We start from the raw sequence: 25,552 nt of genomic DNA on the forward strand, positions 1-25,552 counted from the left end.
CAGGGCAATCGATCCGTTTTTTGCGAACATTTTTGTCATCGTTATTTTAATAGCAGGGGTATGCATCTATTTATTAAAAAATGATGTGCCTGTTGCGTAATTCAATTGCTCAAGCGAGAGTACACGGTTGAGTTGCAGGCTATTCATTTGCAGCGTGTTGGTTTTGTAGGAATCGTAAAAATCCAGGAACTCCAGCATGCTGATATTACGTTTCTCGTAATTCTTAAATACCTCCTGAATCAGGTGGGTAAAATCATCTTTAAACTGCGGATCGAAACTGTTGTATAGTTGTTCAAGGCGCAATGCACCTTTGTAATTGGTAGCCACGTCGCTCTCCACCTGGTCCTGTTGACTTTGCAGCTGTACCTTGCTTTGGTCGACAGCGATATGCGCTTGTTTGATAGCTCCCTGGTTGCGGTTAAAAAACGGCAGACTGAAAGCTATGCCAGCACTCATAAAGTTGTTGCCGTACGAGCCCAGTTTATCGTAGTTGAAGGAAAGCGACACATCAGGAATAGCCGTTGCTTTTTGCAGCTTCAGGTTCATATCGTTGTAATCAACAGTTGCTTTGCTTAACCTCAGGTCGTAACGATTGATGTAGGCTGAGTCCAGCAATTGCTGATAGGGCACCTGCGATACCATGTCTTTGCTGTCCAGTGTAACGAGGGGTTCTACATAAGTCTTGGGTGATACTTTGATCAGCAGTTTTAACTCGCTCTCAGTAGTATCGATACCGGCTAACAGGCTATTATACTCGGTTTGGAGTGAGTAAAGCTGTGATTGGATACGCAGCACCTCTTTTTGGGCTATATTACCTTTGGTATATTGTTCTTTAAAAACAGTCAGCGTTTTGGATAATGAGGTGATCTCCTCGTTATAAACTTTAGCTGATTGCTCGTTATAGTAAATAGTATAGAAATCATTTCTAAGCGTGAATTTTAGCGTACGCAACAGGTCGAAAAATTGGTATTTAGCCTGCTCCACACCAATCTTGGCTAACTGGATATTCTTATTTCGTTTACCGGCCGTATAAAAAAGCTGTGATACACTTGCCGATTGCTCGCTGAACGCATTAGGCACACCAGTAGCATGGATACCGTTAGAGAAACTGAAATCAGGATTTTGGAACAGTCGGGCAGTGATGATCTGTGCACTGGCATTGTCGATGTTGTATCGGGAAATGATCAGGCTCAGGTTATTCTTTATGAATTGATCCTCGGCTTGCCGTACTGTCAGCTTTAGGGTATCGCTAACCGGGGTTTGTGCAAACGCAAACACAGGGACCCCGGCAGCAACACATGCTATTTGCAGCAATACGATAGTCTGGATATATTTTAGAAGCATAGATTATTATTTGTGCAAAAATATCCGGGAGGTGTTAGAGGACAATTAAAGCCACATTAGAATGGGATTAGAATTTAAAATAGCAGGCAATAATGGCTTCAAATCAATGATTCTACTTTAATTTTCGGTGTTTGTTGCAACGGCCACTGCTAACTTTGGGGGCTTATTAGTAAAGTATCGGAGAATATTCTATACTTATTTTTTGAAAATATAATATGGGTAGTATTTACTGGCTGGCCTTTTCGTTAATTTCAAAAGTGATGGTAACAGTAGTGCCCATACCCGGTTCTGATTTAACATCAATATGGCCATTATACAATTGTATTATCTTGCCGGTAATGTATAACCCGATGCCGCTTCCGGGAAGGCTTTTCACATTTGTTGCTCTGTAAAAGGATTCAAAAACCCGTCCCTGCTCTTCGAGAGGTATACCAACACCTGAATCAATTATTGTGACAACTATCTGGCTATTATCAGCATACAAATCACATTGCACCCGTTGGTTATCAGAAAATTTATAGGCGTTACCAATGATATTATTAAAGGCAATAGTAAGCAGGGCTTTGTTAGCCGGGATTTGCAATCGCTCCGGTTCAGCAGGCAAATGTTTAACGCTTACTGCGAAAAGCCCCTTACCTAGCTTATTCGTCCAGTAGTCAGCCAGTTCCCATATCAGTTCGTCAATAGCAACCGGATCGAGAGCTGCCTGGGTGTAGCCCATATCTACTTGAGCCAATTCCATTAGTCCGGCGATGGTTTCATTCAGGTCTTCGGCATCGATCAATACCGATTTTAAAACCCTTTCATATTCTTCATTTGATCTCGCTTTATGTAAGGCCACCTCTATTTCACCAATAATACTCGTCACCGGCGTTTTTAGCTCGTGCGAAGCATTGGTAACATAAGTTTCCTGCACCTCAAAGGCATTCTCCAAATGCTTTAACAAACGGTTAAAGTTTTGGGCGAGCACGCTTATCTCATCTTTACCGTTGCCCTCGTTTACCCTGAAACTTAAGTTTCGGGCATTTACCAGCTGCATTTGGCCCACCACATCATCCAATGGTTCAAGGGACTTTTTGGCAAACCAGCGTCCTATAAAAAATAGGCCGGTAATTACGAGTACAAACATCCCCCCCATAATCTCGATCAGGTCATCGATACGCCTGCGTCCCTGTATATCCGAGGCCGACGTAAGGATTACAAAATTTCCCTGGTTATCATTATAGTAAATGCCTACGGTTTGGCGCGTTCCTTCAGCAAACTCTACCTCTTTTCGTTTCCTCACCATGTCGATCACATTGCTTCTCCAATATTGCTGCTTATCCCTGATGAATGAAGCTGCGTTTTTATCATTATAGAAGCGGGTTACTTCTCCCGGCAGTTGTTTCAGGTAACGTTCGCGGACACGGTTTAACGAATCCGGAGATATCTCATCCGCCTCAAGATATAACTGTGCTGCAACCTTGGCACGGTCAACCAGGCGGCTATAAAAATCGGCCTTAGCGAATGATTTGAATGTAATAAAGATGACTGAAAGTGCAATAAGCAGGATCACCGCGCTGATGATGGTAAAATACAATGCAAGGCGGTTCCTGATCTTCATTACTTACCCGATTGCTTTAAAATATACCCCATCCCAATCACTGTGTGGATCAGCTTGCTTTTGAAATCCTTCTCTATCTTTTTGCGCAGATAGTTTACATATACATCAATAAAATTTGTCCCGGTATCAAAACCTATTTCCCATACTTTTTCTGCAATGTATTCGCGCGATAATATCTTATTGGGGTTCTGCATAAACAGTTCCAGTAAGGTATATTCTTTCGCGGTAAGGGTAATCTTTTTGCCTGCACGTTCGGCGGTTTTGCTCCAGGTATCCAGGGTCAGATCATCAAATGTAAGCTGATGATTTTCTTCGGCGCTTTTGTTACGGCGCATCAGGGCCTCCATACGGGCCAGTAGTTCGCTGAAATGGAAAGGCTTTACAAGGTAGTCATCCGCCCCTGCTTTTAATCCGGATACCTTATCATGTACCTGGTTAAGCGCAGTAAGCATTAATATAGGCGTTTGCGTATCCTTTTGGCGAACACTGCGGCACAGATCAATACCGTTCGTATCGGGCAGCATCACATCCATTATCAAAAGGTCAAATTGTTCCTGCTGTAATAGCTTGTTGGCGCTTGCTCCGTCTCCGGCCGTTTTTACGTTGTAACCTTGTTCTTCCAGTCCTTTGGTAATAAAGGAGGCTACTTTTTGCTCGTCTTCAATTAAACAGATGCGATTCATAACTGGCAAATATGACAATATTAAATCAACGCCGATTTACAATTGATGATTATAATTGTATTCTAATGAAGATACGGATTTATGAATAAAATAACACCATTCCACGTAGCAGTACCGGTATACGACCTGGAGGCGGCACGCAAATTTTACCGCGAAGTGCTGGGTTGCACCGAAGGGCGTACTGATGAACTTTGGACCGACTTTGATCTATACGGTCACCAGTTTGTGATCCACTACAAACCAAAGCCACAAAATATTGAGGAGCACCATACCAACCCTGTTGACGGACATGATGTACCGGTACCGCATTATGGCGTAGTGCTGGAATGGGATGATTTTGAAAAACTGGCGGAAAGATTAAGAAAGCATGAAGTAAAATTTGTTATTGAGCCATACATCCGTTTTAAAGGATTGCCAGGGGAACAGGCGACCATGTTTTTCCTTGATCCGTCAGGGAATGCGTTGGAATTTAAGGCATTTAAGGATATCGGGCAGTTGTTTGCGAAGTAAATCTCAAATTCATCAACATAAAGAGCTGCCCTGTAAGGGCAACCGCTTTGTAGAACAGAAATACAAAAAAGGTAGTGCGCCGTAGGTGCACTACCATATAGGACTATGTTTTACCGTCATGCTGAATAAGGGTTGCACCTACGGCGCACAAATAACCTCTGTAAAACATTTCTACAAAGCGGTAACCCCTACGGGGTATTGAAAAAAACGGCAGGGCCTCAAAACATTCTCTGCTGTATCACCGCCATAAAATCGCCCTTGAATTTTTCGCTTACGGGGATTTGCTTACCTGCGATATAGATATGATTATCCTGAAATTTTTCCAGTTGTTTGGTATTGACGATATAGGAGTTATGCACCCTTACAAAAGGCAGCGGTAACTGCTCTTCTATATCTTTCAATCGGCGATAGATCAAAAGTTGGCCGGTATTAGTAACCAAACGCACATATTCTTTTTCTCCTTCAAAATAGAGAATATCTTCCAACCGTATTCGGCTTAGTGTTTTGCCGGATTTAACAAAGAAATATTCTTTATCCGGAGTAATGGGTGCAGGAGGTTGAATGGCTTCTTTGTTACCAAAATAAGCCTCTATTTTTTGTGTTGATGAGATAAATCGTTTTAGCGTGATCGGCTTGAGCAGGTAATCGATGGTTTGAAATGTATAGCTTTCGGCTGCATATTCGGAGTATGCAGTTGTAAATACGATCTTGGTTTCTTTTGGCAAAATGGCCGCCAGTTCCATGCCGGTCAGTTGCGGCATATTGATATCTAAAAAGATAAAATCGACTTTATTTTTCTTCAAAAATGCCATCGCCTCTAAAGCATCATAGCATTTGCCTTTTAACTCCCATTGCGTGGTCTGGTGGATCAGTATCTCCAGCAGGTTCACCGCATTGGGTTCATCATCGATAATTATACAACTTAAACTCATGATAGCGGCACTTTTAAAAAGGCGGTAAACTGGTCGCCCGAACAATCCACATTCAACTCAAATGCTGTTCCATACAATAGGTCAAGGCGCTTTCTCAGGTTTTGTATTCCAAAACCGTGTGAGGTTTCCTGTGGCTTTGGTATCTTTTTGTTACTCGTCTGGAAAAGCAAATAACCATTTTGATGCACTAAGGACAGATCGATCTTATTTTTCCTGCTCGATTTATCGATGCCGTGCTTAAAAATATTTTCTATGAAGGTCATCAATAGCATCGGTGGTATACGGGCATCCGGGTTATATTCTTTTATAAAATTGATCTCCGTATTATGGCGGATACGGATCTTTTCTAATGCAATATAGTTTTCGATAAACTGCACCTCGGTTTGTAAGGAAACTTCATCCTTCGGACTTTCATCTACAAAATACCGCATAATATCTGATAGACGCTCTATTAAGCCTGCCGTGCGCGGCGCCTCGCGGTAGGCTTCGTAATAAATGTTATTCAGTGTATTGAATAAAAAATGCGGTTGCACCTGCGATTTGAGCAGATTTAATTCGGCCTGGCTCTTTTGCAATAGTATTTCTTCTGCTTGTTGTTTCAGCTTAAAATAAGCGATGGCGATGCGGAAGATAAAGCTGAGCATATAAGTAAGCAAGCCCGCAACTAAAAATTGAGCGATACTTCCTACCGACATTTTTTCGGCATGATCAGCAAAATACTTGTTGTAAATAAACATGACCAGGAAGCCCCTGCCTAGTCCGGCCGCCGGCAACAGGATCACCACCAGTATCACATATAATGCTACCTGTCCCTTTTGGTAAAACTTTGGATACAAAAATTTAATGTTCCCATAGATGACCAGCACATAAAAAATAACATTGATACCGCTGAATATGCCCGCCTGGTAGGGGCCATCCTCGGGCAGGAAAGAAAAAAAGATAATAAAGTAAACCGCCACCCACACTAGCAACTGTAACTGGCCAATTGTTGCCTTCCCTTTTAAAAGATTCATTTTTAAAAATACAAAGCTTTTTGATTATGCATTGCCGCTTTCAATAAATAGGCGTATTTATTCAATCATTACCTCTCCAATCTCAATAAATACCGCAAAAAGCCCATATGAGCTCAATATCCTCTGCGATTGATAATTTTCGCTAAATAGTTAAAAACTAACCTGTTGAAGTTGAATATTCTTTTTTGACTAAAAGATAAAAATGAGATTTAGCCTGTAAAACTAATTATAAACCTCCTTTACCGGACATGAAACTACACCCCATAGCAGAGAAACTGGCGCCGATAATAGCGGGCATCTTATTGCTGCTCTCGCATTCAAAGAATGTGGTAAAGCAAGTGCAGACCATTGATTTACCGGGTGTAGTTTCTGTCTGGAAATAAGGAAATGACATTGAATCAATCATCAATTAAAAAACGCTCACAATGAAAAAGTTATTTACTGCCGGTTTATTACTGGCTCTCATCCACATCGTTTACATGCCGTCGGCGCATGCGCAGCTTACTTCCTTACCTGACGGTGGCAACAAAAGAGCCAGCGTTAGTGAAGGGATCGGCATTACCAATGTTACGATCAACTACAACCGTCCGGCTGTTAAAAAAAGGGACGGGCATATCTGGGGACAATTGGTTCCGGCAGGCTATGTTGACCAGGGCTTTGGACCTTCAAAATCGGCTCCCTGGCGTGCGGGGGCTAATGAGAATACTACTATTGAATTTACTACGGACGTAAAAATTGAAGGTCAGCCATTGGCAGCCGGAAAGTATGGTTTTTTCATCGCCTACGATCCGAACGAATGCACGCTGATCTTCTCAAAAAACAACGCCTCATGGGGTAGCTTTTTTTATAAGTCGGATGAGGATGTGCTTAGGGTAAAAGTAAAACCTGTCCCTGCCGACAAAAATGTGGAATGGTTGAAGTATGAATTTACCGATCAGACACCATCAAGCGCAGTAGTTACATTAGAATGGGAAAAATTAGTGATACCTTTTAAGATTGACGTTGATGTGGTGGGTACACAGCTGGCATCATTCCGCAAAGAATTGAGAAGCGAAAAAGGGTTCAATTGGGAAGCATGGAACCAGGCTGCACAATATTGTGCTCAAAACAAAACCAACCTGGATGAGGCATTAATGTGGGCCGATACTGCTACCAGTGTAAACTTTGGCGGCGACAAGAGCTTCACCGCATGGAGCACTAAAGCGATGGTACTGGATGGCCTTGGCCGCTCCAGCGAATCAGCCGACGTAATGAAAAAGGCGTATCCGTATGCCAGTTCTAATGAATTATATTTTTACGCAAGATCGCTTACACGTCAGAAAAAAGGGAAAGAAGCTTTCGAGGTATTTAAAATGAATTATGATAAACACCCGAATGAGTTTCTTCCCAATGCGGGCATGGCTAGGGGCTATTCAGCTATTGGCGATTACAAAAAGGCTTTAACATTCGCACAAAAAGCGCACGAACTGGCACCAGATAAACCAAACCGGGACATAACAGATAATTTTATTAAAACCCTTCAGGAAGGGAAAGACATCAACTAAATCAATATATGTTTTGGCCGGCGCTTTTTCCCATGCGACCGGCCATTTATTTACCGACCAATTCTATCTTATGTATACCTTATTAAAAAAATTCACGGTTTGTTCAATTGTCGTATTAGCCTCTGGACTGACTGCATCTTCTCAAAACATCGTTCCTACCGGTGCAAAGCCTGAAGTATTTACGCAGGAAGGTGTTGATTCTACCAGCAATCAATCGGTAGCTGCCTTTCTGCCCGATGGTAAAACCGCTTACCTGGCTGATGGAACGACCATTTACTTCACCAAGAAGGTTAATGGCAAATGGACAAAGCCTGTGCTTGCGCCATTCTCCGGTCGCTGGAAGGATTGGGACCCTACACTTCGCCCAGATGGTAAGCGACTGATATTTGTTTCAAATCGCCCCGTTGATACAGCTGCTGATCAAAGCAAGCCACAAAAAAATCACCACCTCTGGTATGTGGATCGCATTTCGGGAGATAAATGGACCGAACCAAAGCATTTTGATGCGCCAGTGAATATGCTGGGTTTTAACGACTACGGACCGTCCATCAGCAACAAAGGGACTGTTTGCTTTTGCTCACGCAATCGTGATGGGCATAAAGGCATGGGCGGTTATGCTGCCAGGCTGGTTAATGGACATTATGAGAAACCCGAACTGCTTGCATTAAACGGCGATAATGAAATATACGATCCGTTCATCGCGCCGAATGAACGTTATATCATATTTGTTAGTAACAACGAACTTTATATCAGCTACCGCAAGGGTGATAGCTGGACGCAAGGAGAAAAATTAGGTCCGGAGGTGAACAATAGCAAGGGCAATTTCGATCCTTATGTTTCACCAGACGGCAAAACACTATTTTATTCGCAGGACAAAGCGCCGGGCATTTTGATGATCCCGGTTAATATTCCTGCTTCATAGATTAATATTTTAAGTATGGATATCATGATCTTTACAGGGGTGCTGCTATTGGGTGGCCTGTTCAACTTCATCAAGGAAGTTGATACCAAAACGGTGATACGTATTTCGGGTATCTACATTTTTATTGCATGGGTGTCGGTGATATATACCTGGATATTTTACTTCACCGGCGTAAATGACGCCGACCTGCAAAAAGTACTCAGCATATTTTTGCAACTCATCAGCCTGATCATGTTTGGCACGCTGGGATACCTGGCAGCTTACATCGCATTAAACTTCCAGGAGTTAACAGCACGATCCGAAAATGCCGCTTTACAAAGGATCATCCATAAAACTTTGCGGGCTGTTTCTATAGCCATAGCTAATACATTTATGGTGGTGACGCTGGGTAAATCTATCCAGGAGCATAATATGCTGGTGTTTTTCCGACAATCCTGTTATGCTGTGTGGTTTTTGTATTTTATTATGGGTGCAGAACCGCTGGGTGCTATTGGTATCCTGTTTCATTCCAAATTAAAAACAGGTCCGTTGGCTACTTTGGGACTGATCATCGTAATGCTTGGCGCGGTAGCCACTCACCTGTATTATCATGATTCATTTTCAGATTCATACGAAGCGATCATCCAGCTTATTAATCTATCGTTGTTGTTGCTGATCTATCATTATGAAAGGCAGAGTAACAAAAATCACCCGCTTACACCCGCTTACGCAGCAACTAATGTTTGATTAATTCAGGCCACTTTTAAACCAATAATGGCACGATTCTTTGCCCGCGGAAGCTTTATATTTGGGGAACACAACCGATTATAAAACTTCCTTTTTTATGCTGATCACCCGCTGCAATACGCTTGCCGAATTGAACGAACTGGCTTCTGAAACTATCATTCATGAGTTGCAGCAAAACCCAAAATCGCTCATCTGTGCAGCTACCGGTAATTCGCCAACGGGTGTTTATCAAAAACTGGTTGATAAGAAGGAAAGCTTCGATACTTCTGATCTTCGTTTCATCAAACTAGATGAGTGGTACGGTTTAGGCATTAATGATGAAGGCTCATGCGAGAAGTATCTGCACGAACATTTGTTTAACCCGCTTGGTATATCCCATAATAAATATATTGCTTTTGATGGTAAAGCTTCCGATCCTGAAAAAGAGCTTCAGGATGTCGATAATTACCTGGACGAGCATGGGCCTATCGACCTGTGTATTTTAGGCCTGGGTAAAAACGGGCATATCGCCTTTAACGAACCGTCGGATACATTGCACCCGCACGCGCATTTAGCACCATTAAGCGCTACATCATTGCAACACACTATGATAAAAGGCACCGGCGAACAAATCAAATATGGTATGACGCTGGGTATGACTGACATCCTGCAATCTAAAAAGATCATCCTGCTGGTAAATGGCACATCTAAAAACGCCATTATGCAAAAGCTGATGGAACAAAAAATAAGTACGCAATTGCCGGCTTCGCTTCTTTGGCTGCATGCCGATGTGCAATGTTTTTACTGCGATAATGATAATTGAAAAATGAAGTATAGATTGTTTTCTCTTTTGATCCTGTTAATGATCTCTTTCAGTGTTCAGGCTCAGGTGCAGGTATGCAACGAGCCAAGACATAAGAATGTTATTGAGAATAAATATTTCAGGGTGCTGGATGTGAACATTCCGCCGCATGATACTACTTTGCAGCATATCCATTCTACGCCCTCGGTTATTTTGCTGTTCACCAATACCGTTACGGCGCAACAATTGAAAGGGCAAGATTGGGTGAAAGGACAAAGTGTGGCAGGCACAGTCGCTTACCGCGATTTTTCAAAAGATACTGTAATTCACAAAGTAAGTAATTGGGATACCGTGCCTTATCATGTTACAGATATCGAGTTGCTTTCCGCCTATCATCCAAACGATGGGCGCAAACCGCTGCAGTTTACACTGTTGTTCAATGAAGAAAAAGCATTTGCTTATCGATTGACTGATTCATCCATAAATAATAAACAGGTTATCAGCAACCGCGGGCCTATGATTGCAGGACTGGTAGCAGGTGATAATATAATACTCCACGACACAAAAAATAATAAATCAGTTGATATAAAGCCAGGCAAAGAAACCTACATAGCACCAGGTACTTCTTTTTACCTGACCGTAACCAGTAAGAAGGCAATCAACCTGGTTTTATTCGAAATCAAATAATTATGAGTAAAGGAACAGAGCAGCACACCTATGATGCTATTGTAGTAGGATCAGGCATAAGCGGCGGGTGGGCTGCCAAAGAGCTATGCGATCTGGGTATAAAAACGCTGGTATTGGAACGTGGGCGGAATATTGAGCACATTAAGGATTATCCTACTGCTACAAAAGGCCCCTGGGAGTTTCCTCATCGCATGGAAGAGCCTTTACAGGTAATAAAGGATAATCCCGTGATCAGCAAGTGCTACGCTTATGGCGAGGATACGCATCACTTTTTTGTGAAAGATAAAGAGCATCCTTATATACAGGAAAAACCTTTCGATTGGATACGCGGCTACCAGGTGGGCGGCAAATCCATTATGTGGGGACGAGCCTGCCAGCGATGGAGCAACTTTGAGTTTTCGGCGCCGCAGCGTTATGGCTATGCGGTCGACTGGCCGATACGCTATGAAGATATTGCTCCCTGGTATTCGCACGTAGAGCGATTTTCAGGTATCTGTGGCGATAAAGACGGCATGGAATCAATGCCTGACGGCGATTATCTGCCGCCGTTCGAGATGAGCTGCGTGGAGGATGCCATGGCTAAAAAGATCAATGCGCATTACAAAGACCGCCGTATGATCAAAACGCGCTGGGCGCATCTTACTAAACCCGAACCTATACATTTGCAGCAAGGTCGCGGACAATGCCAGGCGCGTGATCTATGTACACGAGGTTGTCCGTTTGGCGGGTATTTCAGTTCTGTTTCGTCAACCTTGCCATGGGCAAAGAAGACAGGCAATTTAACTATCCGGCCATTCTCTGTGGTTCATTCCATCATTTACGATGAGAAAAAAGGCAAAGCAACGGGCGTTCGGGTAGTCGATACCAATACTAAGGAAATGACCGAGTATTATGCCAAAGTGATCTTCATGAATGCGGCCTGCCTTAATACTAACCTGGTATTACTTAATTCTACTTCATCCCGTTTTCCGAACGGATTGGGAAATGATAGCGGTTTGTTGGGTAAATTCATGGCATTTCAAAACTACAGGGCAAGTGTTCATGGTAGGTATGAAGGCTTTGAAGACCATTATTATTTTGGCCGAAACCCTACTAACCCGATGATCCCGAACTACCGCAATCTGCATAAACAGGATACGGATTATATCGGCGGTTTTATGACCTTTGTTTATTCTAATCGTGGAAGACAAAACTGGGCCGACGGTGTTGGGGCTGACCTGAAAGCTTCTTTATCAGAACCGGGACCATGGCACGCGGGTATGTTCATTCAGGGTGAAACTATTCCAAAAGAGCATAACCATGTCCGGTTAAGTAAGGATCAAAAAGACCCATGGGGTATTCCACAACTCATCACGTCAGTTGGTTATGATGATAACGACGAGAAAATGATTAAAGATTTTTTGGATCAAAGCGCTGAAATGCTGGAGCTGGCTGGTGTAAAAGATGTCACCAAACACGATACCCACCAGGCACCAGGTCTGGATATCCACGAAATGGGCGGCTGCCGTATGGGGCATGATCCCAAAACTTCACTGCTAAATAAATGGAACCAGATGCATTTGTGCAACAATGTATACGTAACTGATGGCGCGTGCATGACCAGCACGGGGAATCAAAGTCCATCTATACTTTACATGGCTTTTGCAGCGCGCGCGGCTAATCATGCGGCGGAGGAGATGAAGAAGGGGAATATTTAACGCACTGTCATTCTGAGCGAGAGCGAAGAATCTATTGCTGCATATGTTTAGTACCCAACAGCTTCACGGAATAGATGCTTCACTACGTTCAGCATGACAAATCTTTTTTATTATTATGACCAACCGAAGAAACTTTATAAAAAACACAAGCCTTTTGGCCTTGAGCCTTCCTTTGTTTAGGAATGACCTATTTGCTGCTCCGCGCAAGCTTCCTGCACTGGGAATCCAACTTTATATGGTGAAGGAAGATATGGCGAAAGATACGCCCGGCACCTTGAAGCAATTGGGCGCGATGGGTTACACACAGATTGAAAGCTACGGCGGTGATAAGGGCATGTTTTGGGGAATGAGCAATAAGGAGTTTCAAAAACTGGCGAATGGTTTTGGGTTGACGCTGGTATCGAGTCATTATAATGATGAACCCGGTGGGTTTGAAAAACAGGTGGAGAAAGCTGCGGAAATCGGTATGAAATATTTGATCTGTCCATGGAAAGGGCCACAAAAGTCGATTGATAATTTTAAACGCTTTGCGGATGAGTTTAATCACAATGGCGGGATCTGCAAAAAGCATGGCATGCGCTTTGCCTATCACCCACATGATTATCCTTATAAAAAAATAGATGGGCAGCTACCTATCGACGTGTTATTAGCTGATACTGATAAGGATTTGGTCGACTTCCAGATGGATTATTATTATACAATAACCGAAGGTCAAAGTCCGGAAGAATATATCAGGAAAAATCCGCACCGTTTTAAGCTTTGCCACATGCGCGATATATTAAAACAGCGTTTACCCAAAGGCAGTGAAGAAGAATCAGCGTGCGATTTGGGGCAAGGGATTATCAATTACCCGCACCTGTTGTCGACTGCCCTTAACGATGGAATGAAATATTTCTTTGTAGAGCAAAGTCGCTTTTATCACGAGACGCCTTTGCAAAGCGCTAAGGTGAATATTGATTATTTGAAGAAACTGCAATTGCCTTAGTGTGCAGACTTACGAAGTTTTGAAAACTTCGTAAGTCTGATAAAGTTAAAACTTATGGTACGGTTTCTCAAAAAAGTCCTCAACCACCATATTGAATTCATCCCTGTGCTCCTGTAATGTTGGGTGTCCTGAGTTGGGCACCACCCATAAATAAGCCCGCGGAATAGCCTGGTAAATTTTGGTGGTATGTTCTATTGGTATCAGGTCATGGTCGCCGCAAATGATTAACGAAGGACATTTGATTGCTTTCAAAGCTGAGAATGGAATATTTGGCTGCGCATAATCCAGCATAAATATTTTCCAGTCGTTTTTCTCTTTATCAGTTGTACGCGGCTTGTTTTTATCCTGGTTATATTGTTTAACCATATCCCGCCATAAATAGGGTTGCAGAGCCGTTGAATCAGGTGTCAAGTTTGCGCCGGTAGAAGCAAATTTGATCACTTTTTCGGGATGACGCATTGCCATCACAATTGCATTAATACCGCCATCACTCCATCCGATCACATAAGCCGAATCAATATGCATTTTATCCAGCAGTGCCGCAAAATCATCGGCCATCATTTCAAAGCTAAGGGAATCTTTCTTATCAACAGATTTCCCATGCGCACGGCTATCGACCGCTATCACTTTATATTTTTTGGAGAAGTAGGGAATGTTTTGCGAAAAGGCACTGATGCTGCCCCCATTGCCGTGGATGAGTAATAAAGGTTTGCCCTGACCGTAAGTTTCGGCGTACATTTTTATGCCGCGCACATCATAGTATTTTCCGGCTGCAGGGTTATCGCCATAGTGGGTTTGCTGGCTGCAGGCCATTTGTCCCATCACCAGGGTAAATAGCAGGCATAATAAGGCTTTGTTCATATTTATTTTGATTATCAGGCGACTAAATATAAAAAGAAGTTTACAGTTGTCACAAGGTCAGAAAAATCGCTTTTAGAAAGGAGGCTCCGCTGGAGCCAAAAATCCATTTATTAATGTTCTATAAACCGGATACTCCTATGGAGTTTTTATAATTTGTTATTGTCCAGCTCCGCCAGGAGCTTCCTGTTTATAGAAAAATGTATTTTTTTATAGGCTCAGTATGTGCCTCCTTTCTGAAAGCGATTTGCCTTTATAAGTAATATAATTTGTAGCTGCTTTATTCAGAAAACATTACCTTTAAACGGTCGAAAAGCGCTTGCGTGAACGACAACACCCAATTATTTTATACCAATGGATTCAACAAATAATAAAGCCCCGGAGATTCAAACCACCTATGATGCGATCGTGATCGGCTCGGGCATCAGCGGAGGATGGGCGGCGAAAGAACTGTGCGAGAGGGGACTGAAAACTTTGGTTCTGGAACGCGGCCGGAATGTGGAACACATCAAGGATTATCCAACGGCTACCACGCCACCTTGGCAATTCAAGCACCGGCTCAGGATGACAACCGAGTTCCTGAAAGAAAACCCGCTAATCAGCAAAGCGGCTGGATATGGAGAGGATAATGCGCACTTTTTTGTAAAAGATAAAGACCACCCCTACATACAGGAAAAACCCTTCGACTGGATACGGGGTTATCAGGTTGGCGGCAAATCGCTTACCTGGGGGCGGGCCTGCCAGCGTTGGAGCAAATACGAATTTGAGAATCCTGAAAAGTTTGGCTATGGCATTGCCTGGCCTATCAGCTATGATGATGTAGCGCCATGGTATTCACATGTCGAAAAGTTCATCGGGGTTTGCGGTAATAAGGATGGCATTGAATCGATGCCCGATGGTGAGTTTTTACCACCCTTCGAGATGAACTGTGTGCAGGAAGTGATCAGCAAAAAGATCAGCGAGAATTATAAAGACCGCCATCTGGTGCACGCGCGCTGGGCACATCTAACTAAGCCAAACCAGATACATATTGACCAGGGTCGCGTGAAATGCCAGGCGAGGAATATGTGTATGCGAGGCTGCCCGTTTGGTGGGTACTTTAGTTCGAACAGTTCTACCCTGCCCTGGGCAAAAAAGACCGGGAATCTGACTATCAGACCGTTCTCGGTAGTGCATTCTATTATTTACGATGAGCAATCGGGCAAGGCATCGGGCGTGAGGGTAATCGATACCAATACTAAAGAACTGATGCAGTTTAAGGCAAAGGTGATCTTTATGAATGCATCAGCCTTAAATACCAACTTAGTGTTGCTTAATTCTACTTCTACGCGTTTCCCGAACGGTTTGGGCAACGATAACGGTTTGTTGGGGAAATATGTCGCTTTCCAAAACTATCGCGCATCGGTAACGGCTGATTGGGATGGCTTTCTGGATAAATATTATTTCGGGCGAAATCCTACGGAACTGATTCTGGCTAATTATAAAAACCTGCATAAACAGGAAACAGATTATCACGGTGGATATACCACTTTTATGGGTGCCTTCCGGGAATCAAGACCAGATACCGATCAAAACAGAATCGGTGCAGATTACAAGGATTCGTTGACAGAACCGGGACCATGGAAAGTGTACATGTACCTTCAGGGTGAGACTGTACCAAAGATAACCAATCATGTAAGACTGAGTAAAGAACATAAAGATCAATGGGGTATTCCACTGCTTGTTACCTCAGTTGAGTATGACGATAACGATGAGCGCATGATCCAGGATTTCCTGAAAGAAACAAAAGAGATGATGGAAAAAGCCGGTTGCAAAAACGTACAAACTCATGAGAACAAACAGGCTCCCGGACTGGATATTCACGAAATGGGCGGTTGCCGCATGGGTAAGGATCCACAAACGTCCTTGCTGAACAAATGGAACCAGATGCACTTGTGCAAGAATGTATTTGTGACAGATGGTGCTTGCATGACGAGTACCGGCAATCAAAGTCCATCTATTTTATATATGGCTTTGACTGCCCGCGCAGCAAATTATGCTGCTGACGAGATCAAAAAAGGAAACTTATAACTATATTCAATCGCCTTAAAAAGCAATGTCATTTCGACGAGCGGGGTGGGTAGTGCGCGAGAGCGAGGAGAAAACTTATACAACATGCATAGTTTGCATATCGCTTGTAGAAGATTTCTCCTCACCCGTTGCTTAAGTCTTGTCGGTTCGTCGAAATGACAGGGTGTTTTAATATAAAATATCGCAAAAATGAACAACCTGAACAAAAGACTGATTTGTTTCCTCCTTGCATTTTGCATCCTCTCCATTAACAATGGCTTCGCTCAACAGCAAACCGTCGACCAGAAAGTGGAAGCCTTGCTGGCTAAAATGACACTTGATGAAAAGATCGGTCAGCTTAATCAATACAATGGGGATTGGGAAGCAACAGGTCCGGTTACCAAGGATGTAGGCAATAAACTGGATGAGATAAAGCAAGGGCGTGTTGGGGCTGTGCTGAATATAATGGGTACTGATCATTGCCGTACTTTCCAGGATGCGGCGATGAAATCTCGTCTGAAAATTCCGCTACTGTTCGGTCAGGATGTGATACATGGTTACAGCATTACGTTTCCTATTCCATTGGCTGAGGCTGCCAGCTGGGATATGGGGGCTATTGAGAAGGCTGAACGCATTGCAGCAACTGAAGCCTCAGCATCAGGCATCAACTGGACTTTCGCCCCGATGGTGGATATTGCCCGTGACCCACGCTGGGGCCGGGTGATGGAAGGTGCAGGAGAAGATCCTTATCTGGGTTCGCAGATCGCGACAGCAAGAGTAAAAGGTTTCCAGGGGAATGGTATAGGCAGTGCAGATGCTGTTATGGCCACCGCCAAGCACTTTGCAGCTTATGGCGCTGCAATAGGTGGTCGGGATTATAATAGCGTCGATATGAGCCTGCGCACACTTTGGGAAATCTATCTGCCTCCATTCAAAGCTGCGGCGGATGCAGGTGTGGGTACCTTTATGAATTCGTTTAACGACCTGAATGGAACGCCAGCAACTGGAAATAGCTATTTGCAGCGCGACATTCTGAAAGGAGCATGGAAATTCAAAGGCTTTGTCGTGAGCGACTGGGGTTCTATTGGCGAAATGATCAACCATGGCTATGCAAAGGATAATTACGAAGCGGCACAGGAAGCAATCACCGCAGGTAGTGATATGGATATGGAAAGCCGCAGTTACATCAATAACCTGGCAAAACTGGTGGCTGATAAAAAGGTAACTGTTACGCTCATTGATGATGCGGTGCGCCGGATATTGAGAAAGAAATTTGAACTTGGGCTATTTGATGATCCCTATAAATTTATCAATCCCGACAGGGAAAAAACAGCATTGAACCGCCCTGAAAATTTGGAAGCTGCGAGGGATATGGCGCGCAAAAGCATGGTGTTATTGAAAAATGATAATAACCTGTTACCACTTTCCAAAAACTTAAAAACTGTTGCCTTGATCGGCCCATTAGTAAAGGCGGAGAAAGAATTGAAGGGCTTCTGGTCGCTTGATGTAGATCAAAACAAAGGTATTGTATCGTTGATGGAAGGCATGAAAAACCATGCCCCGGATACTAAATTCGTTTATGCGGAAGGCTGTAAAATTACAGGGACTTCGCATGACGGTTTTGCTGATGCTATAGCTGCAGCTAAAAAAGCAGATGTGGTAGTGATGGCGATGGGCGAAGCTCCGGATATGACAGGTGAGGCAAAAAGTCGGTCGAATATTCACATTCCAGGCGAACAGGAAGAACTGATCAAAGCGATAAAAGCCACTGGCAAGCCCGTAGTAGTACTATTGATGGCAGGCCGGCCAATGGTATTTAACTGGACCGCAGAGAATATACCGTCTATCGTTTATGCCTGGTGGTTAGGTACGCAAGGCGGCAATGCTATGGCCGATGTATTATATGGTGATTACAATCCATCGGGTAAGTTGCCTATTACCTTCCCGCGTTCGGAAGGACAAATTCCTATTTACTATAACCATTATAATACCGGACGCCCGGCACAAAGTGATACGGATCTTTTTTATAAATCCGCCTACATCGATCTGCGTAATTCGCCACAGTATGCATTCGGTCATGGTTTGAGCTACACAACATTCGAGTACCAAAATATGGAGTTAGGCAAGTTTAAGCCATCGGTAAAAGAACTTAAGCCTATACAGGTTTCCTTTATGATCAAAAATACCGGCAAACGCGCGGGCGAAGAAGTAGTACAGTTGTATATCCGGGATATGGTTTCTCAACCGGTTCGACCAATTAAGGAGCTAAAGGATTTCAAAAAGATCATGCTTCAGCCTGGCGAGATCAGGCGTGTAACATTTAATATTAAACGTGATGAACTGGCATTTTACAACGACAAGCTGGAGCGGGTTACACAACCGGGAACTTTTCAGATCATGATCGGCAGCGCATCAGATGATATCCGTTTGCAGAAATCGTTTGAGTTGAGTAATTAATATTGGATATTAAAGAGCATTGAACGCTGTAAGCGTGCAGTACGCCAAGGCAGATTTCATTTCGATAAAATTATTTAACTTTTATTTTATTTCTACACAACTTTTAAGCCAGCACTACGTTTAAATTTAATAGAAAATTGTTTTAAAAGAGTGTATTTTTTACATTTAAATTACATACTTTTAGAAAAAACGCGACCAATTAAATTACACTTAGCATTTAGGCATTGCCAGCTTTCTGATATGGTAATATTTAAGCTATTACTGTGTTTTGACAGGCAATGACAAGAACAAACAATGCACATTTTGCCCTCTATTTCGCCTGCTTCGTCTGCGTTAAATTCGATTTTATAAAGCGCTTAATTATTTAAACTAAATATAAACGATGGCATTTTTAGACCGCGTACTGCAGGCACCCTCTTATGGGTGGATGGACAAAAATGGGGAATTGATAAAACCAACTACCCGGCAAAGCTTCAACGAGTTTTTCTCAAGACTGAATGTAATTAAAGATAAGAGAAACTGGCTGTCTTTTTTCAGTTGGTTGAAGGTTTTATGTCTTGCACCCTTTTTTACATTATTCCTTGTACAGTATTTTAATCTTTACACTTTGTTGATCGCGTTTTTATACAGCATGATCATTATGGGTACACACGGCACCATCTGGCATCACCGCTATTGCACTCATGGAGCTTATAAATTCAGGAATCATTTTTGGCGGTTTTTTACACAAAACCTTACGCTGAATGTAATCCCTGAAGAGATTTACGTGATATCACACCATGTGCATCATTCCAAGTCCGACAAACCCGGCGACCCTTATAATGCATACGGAGGATTCCTGTATTGTTTTTTAGCCGATGTAAATCATCAGCCTATAGCAAAAAACTTAAGCGAACAAGATTACAATCGGGTAAAATTATTGATGCTCCACACCGGCGTTAAAGCCAACAGCTATAAGCAATATAAACGCTGGGGATCATATGTACATCCTGGCAGGGCAGTGTTATCATGGATACTTAACTGGGCATTTTGGGGCACAGTTTTTTATCTGCTGGGCGGCCCTGCACTCCTTTGTTGTTTATTTGGAGCAGCGGGTTTTTGGGCCGTTGGCGTACGCACTTTTAACTATGAAGGGCATGGTAAAGGATCGGGTGTTCAGCGTGAAGGGATAGATTTTAATACTAAAGATAAATCGGTGAACCAAATATGGCCGGGTATTGTAGCCGGTGAGTGGCATAATAATCATCACCTGTTCCCCAAAAGTGCACGCAGCGGCTTCAAGCCAATGCAGATCGACTTGGCCTGGGTATACATTCGTACTATGAATTTTCTGGGCGCGGTAAGCAGTTATAAGGACAATAAGAAACAATTCAACGAATTATATTACCTGCCGGAACTTGCCCGAAAAAAGCAATCGGCCATAGAAAAAATCGCGCTCTGCAAGAGTTTGAAAGAGCAGAACCAGGCCTAAAAATCTGGAATTTCTTTATACCTTTAATACAGGGGCGTTGTGTCGTTCACCACGCCCTTGTTTCATTTAATGCAATGGTATGAGAAACTTCTTACTTCTAAGTATAGCTATTCTTCTTGGTGTCGCCAGTGGTTCAGCACAAACCAAATTAACTCCTAAACAGATCACTTTTACCAAAGAACAACTAAAAGATAAGATCATGGGCGGCTGGGCCGGTCAGACCATTGCGGTTACTTTCGGCGGCCCGTATGAGTTCCGTTTCGATGGCACCTTTATACAGGATTACCAGCCATTGGTTTGGTACGATGGCTACCTGAAAAAGACGATGATCGAAAACCCAGGCTTGTACGATGACCTGTATATGGATCTCACCTTTGTAGATGTTTTTGAAAAATATGGTCTCGATGCACCTGTCGATTCCTTCGCCAATGCTTTTGCTCACGCGGGTTATATGTTATGGCATGCTAACCAGGCGGCACGCTATAATTTGCTGAATGGCATCAAAGCACCTCAATCTGGCTATTGGATCAACAATCCTCATGCAGATGATATCGACTACCAGATCGAATCTGACTTTGCGGGACTGATGAGTCCGGGTATGCCAAACACGGCATCTAAAATAAGTGATAAGATTGGGCACATCATGAATTATGGTGATGGCTGGTATGGTGGCGTGTTTGTAGGTGCGATGTATACGCAGGCATTTGTATCCCATGATATTCAGCATATCGTAAATGAAGCTTTAAAGACGATCCCGGCAAAAAGCACTTACTACCAATGTATTCATGATGTGATCAGCTGGCACAAACAATATCCAAATGATTGGCATCAAACCTGGTTCGAGCTGCAAAAGAAATGGTCGTCGGAAGTAGGCTGTCCGGATGGCGTATTTAATGCTTTTGATATTGACTCAAAATTGAATTCAGCTTATGTGGTGCTGGCCTTGCTTTATGGTAATGGCGATTATACTAAAACATTAAAGATTGCTGCTCGCTGTGGACAGGATGCAGATTGCAACCCATCAACTGTAGGCGGTGTTTTAGGTGCGATGCTCGGTTATAAAAAGATACCGGCTTACTGGAAAATGGGATTGAAAGAAGCGGAATCCATCGACTTTAAATATACTACCATGTCACTTAATAAGGTTTACGAGGTCGGCTTCAAACATGCTTTGGAAAATATTAAACGAAACGGCGGCAAAGTTGATGGAGATAAAATTACCATACCTGTTCAGGAACCAAAGACTGTAAGATTTGAACAGGGATTTACCAATATGCGTCCTTTGCAAAAAAGCGATTTGCAGCATGACATTAATTCAAGCGAATTAACTTTCGATTTTACGGGAACAGGCTTTGTATTGAAAGGAGAAGCCGGAAAGAAAAAAGAAGATTCACCGGATTATACTTTTGATGTAGAAGTAACGATTGACGGTGAAAAAGCAGAAATGGCAAAATTACCTACCAACTTTACTACCCGTCGTCAGGAAATATGTTGGAAATATCAATTATCCAATAAAAAGCACTCGGTAAAAGTTAAGGTGCTGAACCCCAATAATGACTATGTATTAAACTCGTCGGAATACTTGGTTTATAGTGACGCGCTAACCACTACCAAAAAGTAACGAACCGGATTTTCATTTTCTGAATAATTAGATTCATTATTAAAATTCTCATAATTGTGCTGTATAAATTATGTCGCAATTTAAAATATTGTTAAAACCAATTGCAACTCAATTTAAATATAGATAATACCTATATATCATAAATTATTTAGATAAAAGGACCGCCTCAAAAGCGGTATATTTGCAACAAATTAATCTACATAATATAAATATGATAACCATAGGTCAAAAGTTCCCTGAATTTTCTAAAACAGCAGTTGTAAGTATCGAAAAAGGTAAAGAGTTTGAAACCATCACATCAGAATATCTTGCTAATGAAGATAACGTGTGGACAGTAATGTTCTGGTGGCCAAAAGATTTCACTTTTGTATGCCCTACTGAAATTGCTGAGTTCAACAACAATTACAGCGAGTTCCGCGACCGCGACACCCGTTTGATCGGCGCTTCTACTGATACTGAATTTGTTCACGTAGCATGGAGAAGAAACCATGACGACCTGCGCGACCTGAAATTCCCGATGCTGGCTGATACTTCAAAATCATTGGCTGAAGAGTTAGGCATCCTGGAACCAAATGAAAAAATTGCTTACCGCGCTACTTTCATCATCGATCCTACCGGCATTATCCGTTGGGTATCTGTAAATGACCTGAGCGTAGGCCGTAACGTGAAAGAAGTTATCCGCGTACTGGATGCTTTGCAAACAGACGAGCTTTGCCCTTGCAATTGGGTTAAAGGCGAAGAGACTTTAACTGTCTAATTAATTTAACTAACAGGTCCCCGCATATTCTTTTGCGGGGATTTTTTTGTTCCTTCTATTCTCAAAAATCATGAGCGAAACAACAGAAATAACTAACGAAATATTAGAAGCTTTAGGTATCGATAGCGATTACCGTACCGAAAGCCTTGAGCTACTTGAAAAAGGTGAGTCACGTTATTTGCGCGATTTGAAATTGAATCTGACCAGCACACTTACTTCAGAACATTTGAGTGCGAAAGAATGTGCTTTGATCGGGCTTTCATCTGCCATCAACAATAATAACAAGGCGCTTACGCAATTCTTTACCCGTTATGCTGAAGAACAGGGCGCTACTGCTGCTGAAACAGCAGAGGCCGCGGGTTGTGCGTCATTACTGGCATCAAACAATATTTTTTATCGCTTCCGTCATTTTACACAGAAGGAGAAATACAGTCAGATCCCTGCACGCATCCGTATGCAGATCATGATGAAGCCTGTAACCGGAAAAGAGTTTTTTGAATTAATGAGCCTGGCCATTTCTGCCATCAACGGCTGCGAAATGTGTGTGAATGCTCACGAAGATTCATTGATAAAAATGGGCACTACTGAGGAGCGTGTTTTTGATGCTGTGAGGATCGCATCATTGGTTACAGCAACCGGAAAAATAATTTTTTAATAATCAACTCTGTGTCCTTTGTGTAAATATTCTCCGTGCCTTTTGTGGTAAAAAATTAACCACAGAGAACGCAGAGAGTTTGCACAGGGGTCACAGAGTTAATTTAAATCTTATCTCAATCTCTTCTCCTCCAAATATTTGATAAAAGCAGCCGGATGATCGGTTTGCATACCTTTGAAGCCTAAAGCAATGGCTGTATCCCAATCTTTATCTTCATCCTTACTTTGAATATCGGGCCAAACGGGAATATTTTGCCCATTGGCAAACTGCACCATTTCTTTCGTATATTCTTTCCAGCCGCCATCAAGAATATCGGGTTTTACCTGGTTGATAAAAGTTTTCATGCCCTCCACATCTTTCGCGCTATTCGGCATGCTAAACATTAATGGCATATCAGGCGCAACATACCGCCAATCGATATATTGCTGGATGGCGTTGATGTAGACCAACACTTGTTTTTCCATTCCGTACTTTTTGAGAATGGCATAAGTGGCCGATGCTGATGCACTTTTGAAATCGATATAGATGTAGATCTTATCCTTGCAAAGTTTTAGTATCTCCTCAAAAGTGGGCACACGGTAATCCGTTTTATCTAAACTGTCGCGGCTCTTAACCTGCAGTTGTTCAATTTCTGCCAATGTCATATCCTTAACCAATCCTTTCGCATTAGTCATGCGATTAACCGTGTTATCGTGCATGCTTACCAGGGCGCTGTCTTTGGTGGTGCGCAGGTCGATCTCAACATAATCTGCTCCGTTTTTAATTGCTTCGGAGTAAGCTGCAAGCGTATTTTCGGGATATTTTACATGGTCGCCACGGTGACAGATCACAATAAATTTATGGCGTGCTTTTGGTGCAGCATTAGATTGTGCGCTTGCATTGATCCATGCAATGCAGGCGGCTAATAAAATTAAAAACCTTTTCATTTAATTATTTCCCCAGACCGGGCTTGTCTTTTATCATCACAGACGAAATAGCATCACCAACTTCGTGATCTGCTGATGCTTTGAAATCGTAACCCAGCAATTGCGCAATTGTTTGGGCCAGTTGTTTATGATAAGTAGTAGTTTGTGTTTTGATGATGCCATCATGAGGTGTATCCGGACCGACTACCGCAAACCAGGTTTGTTCAGAATTTTTCACCCCGGTACCATGACTGCGCCATGCTTCAATATTTGCATCACCACGTCCATGATCGCAGGTAATGATCAGTGTGGTTTTGTTTTTATAAGTTGGATCACTTTGAATGTACTCCCATAATTCCTTCAGGTAAGCATCTTCCTGGTGGGCCTGGGTAAGGTACATTTTATAATTTCCGGCGTGCGCCATATCATCGGTTTCATCAAAAGCTAGATATAAAACGCGAGGTTTGTATTCTTTCAGGTATTCCTTGCCAAACTCATATGTCATAAAGTCGATGCGGGTATCTCCTAAGTAATGAGGCGCTTTATGCTGCATCTCATTCAGGTATTTCAAACGATCATCTGCTTTTGCGTCTTCAAAATTTTCATAGCCTGCGTTAACCTTTACTCCTGAGCGGCTCACATTAAATATCGCGGGAAAAGCTTCCCATGAAGCAAAAACTGCTACCTTATTTTCAAATCCTTTTTGTTTGTCCAGGTATTCAAATAAGTTAGTATTAGGATTCGGAACGGGATTATTAGTACTTATACGCACATCAGGGAACCCGGTGAATATTTCATTATAACCAGGGTATGAGAAATGATATTGATTGGCCACTTCATCACAATTTCCCAAATCACGGTCGCCATATAATTGCCCGTCACTTTCAATAGTCGACCACATGAAAGGCATCAATAATTTACGGCGTTCTTCGGGAGTTCCGGCCCAGAATTTTTTCTTTACATCAGCTTTGGTATCAGTATATTTTGAGTTGACGAGTGTCGAGTCGGCGCCGCGATATAACTCCTGCCAGCGGAATCCATCTAAAGTAACTATCACTATGTTTTGAGTCCGGTGGATTTGCGCGAATAATTCCGGAACAATAAAAAGAGCTAAGAACAACAATGCAAGCTTCTTCATAAACCACTATTTGTAAGAACAAAAAAAGTAATAAACCTTGTTAATGCGACAAAAATAAAGGTGGGATATTAAGCCAGTGATGGTCGGAAGAATATTCCGGCCATTTATTATGTTTTAAAGAGCAAGCCTGGATCGCCGCCACATTGTACAACGATAAGGGCTATTGCCAAATCTCTTACTTCCATTGCAAAGCGCCTTTTGGCGGTTTTATATC

At 42.6% G+C, this 25,552-nt stretch carries 23 protein-coding genes; 15 read left to right on the forward strand and 8 right to left on the reverse strand.

The features are described 5' to 3' along the window. Positions 1-66: 66 nt before the first annotated feature. The 3 genes from VIM89_RS00580 to VIM89_RS00590 all read right to left on the reverse strand — a co-directional run bounded on the left by VIM89_RS00580 (position 67) and on the right by VIM89_RS00590 (position 3,630). Positions 67-1,344, reverse strand: a complete 1,278-nt coding sequence (locus VIM89_RS00580) for a TolC family protein (protein ID WP_488154167.1) — start codon at positions 1,342-1,344, stop codon at positions 67-69. A 226-nt stretch (positions 1,345-1,570) separates the two neighbouring features. Then, positions 1,571-2,947 (reverse strand): HAMP domain-containing sensor histidine kinase, encoded by a 1,377-nt coding sequence (locus VIM89_RS00585; RefSeq protein ID WP_488154168.1) that lies wholly within the window; start codon positions 2,945-2,947, stop codon positions 1,571-1,573. After that, positions 2,947-3,630, reverse strand: a complete 684-nt coding sequence (locus VIM89_RS00590) for a response regulator transcription factor (protein WP_488154169.1) — start codon at positions 3,628-3,630, stop codon at positions 2,947-2,949. Before VIM89_RS00590 ends, VIM89_RS00585 begins: the two co-directional genes overlap by 1 nt. 81 nt (positions 3,631-3,711) lie before the next feature. Between VIM89_RS00590 and VIM89_RS00595 the strand changes: the two genes are divergently transcribed. After that, complete coding sequence (locus VIM89_RS00595; protein ID WP_488154170.1) at positions 3,712-4,140, forward strand: VOC family protein; 429 nt, start codon at positions 3,712-3,714, stop codon at positions 4,138-4,140. Positions 4,141-4,358: 218 nt separating this feature from the next. Here VIM89_RS00595 and VIM89_RS00600 read toward each other — a convergent pair whose 3' ends face one another. Both VIM89_RS00600 and VIM89_RS00605 read right to left on the reverse strand, forming a co-directional pair. Next, positions 4,359-5,072: a LytR/AlgR family response regulator transcription factor gene (locus VIM89_RS00600; protein WP_488154171.1), complete on the reverse strand. Its 714-nt coding sequence runs from the start codon at positions 5,070-5,072 to the stop codon at positions 4,359-4,361. After that, positions 5,069-6,085, reverse strand: a complete 1,017-nt coding sequence (locus tag VIM89_RS00605; RefSeq protein WP_488154172.1) for a sensor histidine kinase — start codon at positions 6,083-6,085, stop codon at positions 5,069-5,071. Before VIM89_RS00605 ends, VIM89_RS00600 begins: the two co-directional genes overlap by 4 nt. Before the next feature lie 248 nt (positions 6,086-6,333). Here VIM89_RS00605 and VIM89_RS00610 point away from each other — a divergent pair, with 248 nt between their 5' ends. From VIM89_RS00610 to VIM89_RS00645, 8 genes are all read left to right on the forward strand, one after another. Beyond that, a complete protein-coding gene (locus VIM89_RS00610; protein ID WP_488154173.1) occupies positions 6,334-6,468 on the forward strand; it encodes a hypothetical protein in 135 nt (44 codons plus the stop codon). 42 nt (positions 6,469-6,510) lie between these two features. Further along, positions 6,511-7,629, forward strand: coding sequence for a DUF2911 domain-containing protein (locus VIM89_RS00615; RefSeq protein ID WP_488154174.1), 1,119 nt, complete (start codon positions 6,511-6,513; stop codon positions 7,627-7,629). A 70-nt stretch (positions 7,630-7,699) separates the two neighbouring features. Further along, the gene (locus VIM89_RS00620) at positions 7,700-8,551 is read left to right on the forward strand and encodes a TolB family protein (RefSeq protein WP_488154175.1); all 852 of its coding nucleotides are present in this window, start codon (positions 7,700-7,702) and stop codon (positions 8,549-8,551) included. A gap of 15 nt (positions 8,552-8,566) precedes the next feature. Continuing rightward, a complete protein-coding gene (locus tag VIM89_RS00625; RefSeq protein WP_488154176.1) occupies positions 8,567-9,277 on the forward strand; it encodes a DoxX family protein in 711 nt (236 codons plus the stop codon). A 97-nt stretch (positions 9,278-9,374) separates the two neighbouring features. Further along, positions 9,375-10,079 carry a galactosamine-6-phosphate isomerase gene (locus tag VIM89_RS00630; RefSeq protein WP_488154177.1) on the forward strand — a complete coding sequence of 235 codons (705 nt, stop codon included), beginning with the start codon at positions 9,375-9,377 and terminating at the stop codon, positions 10,077-10,079. A gap of 3 nt (positions 10,080-10,082) precedes the next feature. Next, entirely contained in the window at positions 10,083-10,745 is a 663-nt protein-coding gene (locus VIM89_RS00635; RefSeq protein ID WP_488154178.1) for a hypothetical protein, read from the forward strand. Between the two features lie 2 nt (positions 10,746-10,747). Further along, positions 10,748-12,442: a GMC oxidoreductase gene (locus tag VIM89_RS00640; protein ID WP_488154179.1), complete on the forward strand. Its 1,695-nt coding sequence runs from the start codon at positions 10,748-10,750 to the stop codon at positions 12,440-12,442. Between the two features lie 115 nt (positions 12,443-12,557). Next, the gene (locus VIM89_RS00645; protein WP_488154180.1) at positions 12,558-13,427 is read left to right on the forward strand and encodes a sugar phosphate isomerase/epimerase family protein; all 870 of its coding nucleotides are present in this window, start codon (positions 12,558-12,560) and stop codon (positions 13,425-13,427) included. Positions 13,428-13,472: 45 nt separating this feature from the next. Here VIM89_RS00645 and VIM89_RS00650 read toward each other — a convergent pair whose 3' ends face one another. Next, positions 13,473-14,288, reverse strand: coding sequence for an alpha/beta fold hydrolase (locus VIM89_RS00650; RefSeq protein ID WP_488154181.1), 816 nt, complete (start codon positions 14,286-14,288; stop codon positions 13,473-13,475). A 351-nt stretch (positions 14,289-14,639) separates the two neighbouring features. On the opposite strand from VIM89_RS00650, the gene VIM89_RS00655 reads away from it, so the two are divergent. From VIM89_RS00655 to VIM89_RS00680, 6 genes are all read left to right on the forward strand, one after another. Continuing rightward, positions 14,640-16,355, forward strand: a complete 1,716-nt coding sequence (locus VIM89_RS00655) for a GMC oxidoreductase (protein ID WP_488154182.1) — start codon at positions 14,640-14,642, stop codon at positions 16,353-16,355. A 189-nt stretch (positions 16,356-16,544) separates the two neighbouring features. Beyond that, positions 16,545-18,791 carry a glycoside hydrolase family 3 N-terminal domain-containing protein gene (locus VIM89_RS00660; RefSeq protein ID WP_488154183.1) on the forward strand — a complete coding sequence of 749 codons (2,247 nt, stop codon included), beginning with the start codon at positions 16,545-16,547 and terminating at the stop codon, positions 18,789-18,791. 382 nt (positions 18,792-19,173) lie between these two features. Then, a complete protein-coding gene (locus VIM89_RS00665; protein WP_488154184.1) occupies positions 19,174-20,262 on the forward strand; it encodes a fatty acid desaturase in 1,089 nt (362 codons plus the stop codon). A gap of 79 nt (positions 20,263-20,341) precedes the next feature. Next, complete coding sequence (locus VIM89_RS00670; RefSeq protein ID WP_488154185.1) at positions 20,342-21,883, forward strand: ADP-ribosylglycohydrolase family protein; 1,542 nt, start codon at positions 20,342-20,344, stop codon at positions 21,881-21,883. A gap of 211 nt (positions 21,884-22,094) precedes the next feature. Further along, positions 22,095-22,640: a peroxiredoxin gene (locus VIM89_RS00675; RefSeq protein WP_488154186.1), complete on the forward strand. Its 546-nt coding sequence runs from the start codon at positions 22,095-22,097 to the stop codon at positions 22,638-22,640. Between the two features lie 70 nt (positions 22,641-22,710). Then, positions 22,711-23,295 carry a carboxymuconolactone decarboxylase family protein gene (locus VIM89_RS00680; protein WP_488154187.1) on the forward strand — a complete coding sequence of 195 codons (585 nt, stop codon included), beginning with the start codon at positions 22,711-22,713 and terminating at the stop codon, positions 23,293-23,295. A 110-nt stretch (positions 23,296-23,405) separates the two neighbouring features. Here the strand turns inward: VIM89_RS00680 and VIM89_RS00685 are convergent, their stop codons facing one another. Continuing rightward, a complete protein-coding gene (locus VIM89_RS00685; RefSeq protein ID WP_488154188.1) occupies positions 23,406-24,221 on the reverse strand; it encodes a glycerophosphodiester phosphodiesterase family protein in 816 nt (271 codons plus the stop codon). A 4-nt stretch (positions 24,222-24,225) separates the two neighbouring features. After that, positions 24,226-25,338, reverse strand: a complete 1,113-nt coding sequence (locus tag VIM89_RS00690; RefSeq protein WP_488154189.1) for an alkaline phosphatase family protein — start codon at positions 25,336-25,338, stop codon at positions 24,226-24,228. Between the last annotated feature and the right edge of the window lie 214 nt (positions 25,339-25,552).

Source organism: Mucilaginibacter sp. (assembly GCF_036568825.1).
Lineage (GTDB): Bacteria > Bacteroidota > Bacteroidia > Sphingobacteriales > Sphingobacteriaceae > Mucilaginibacter.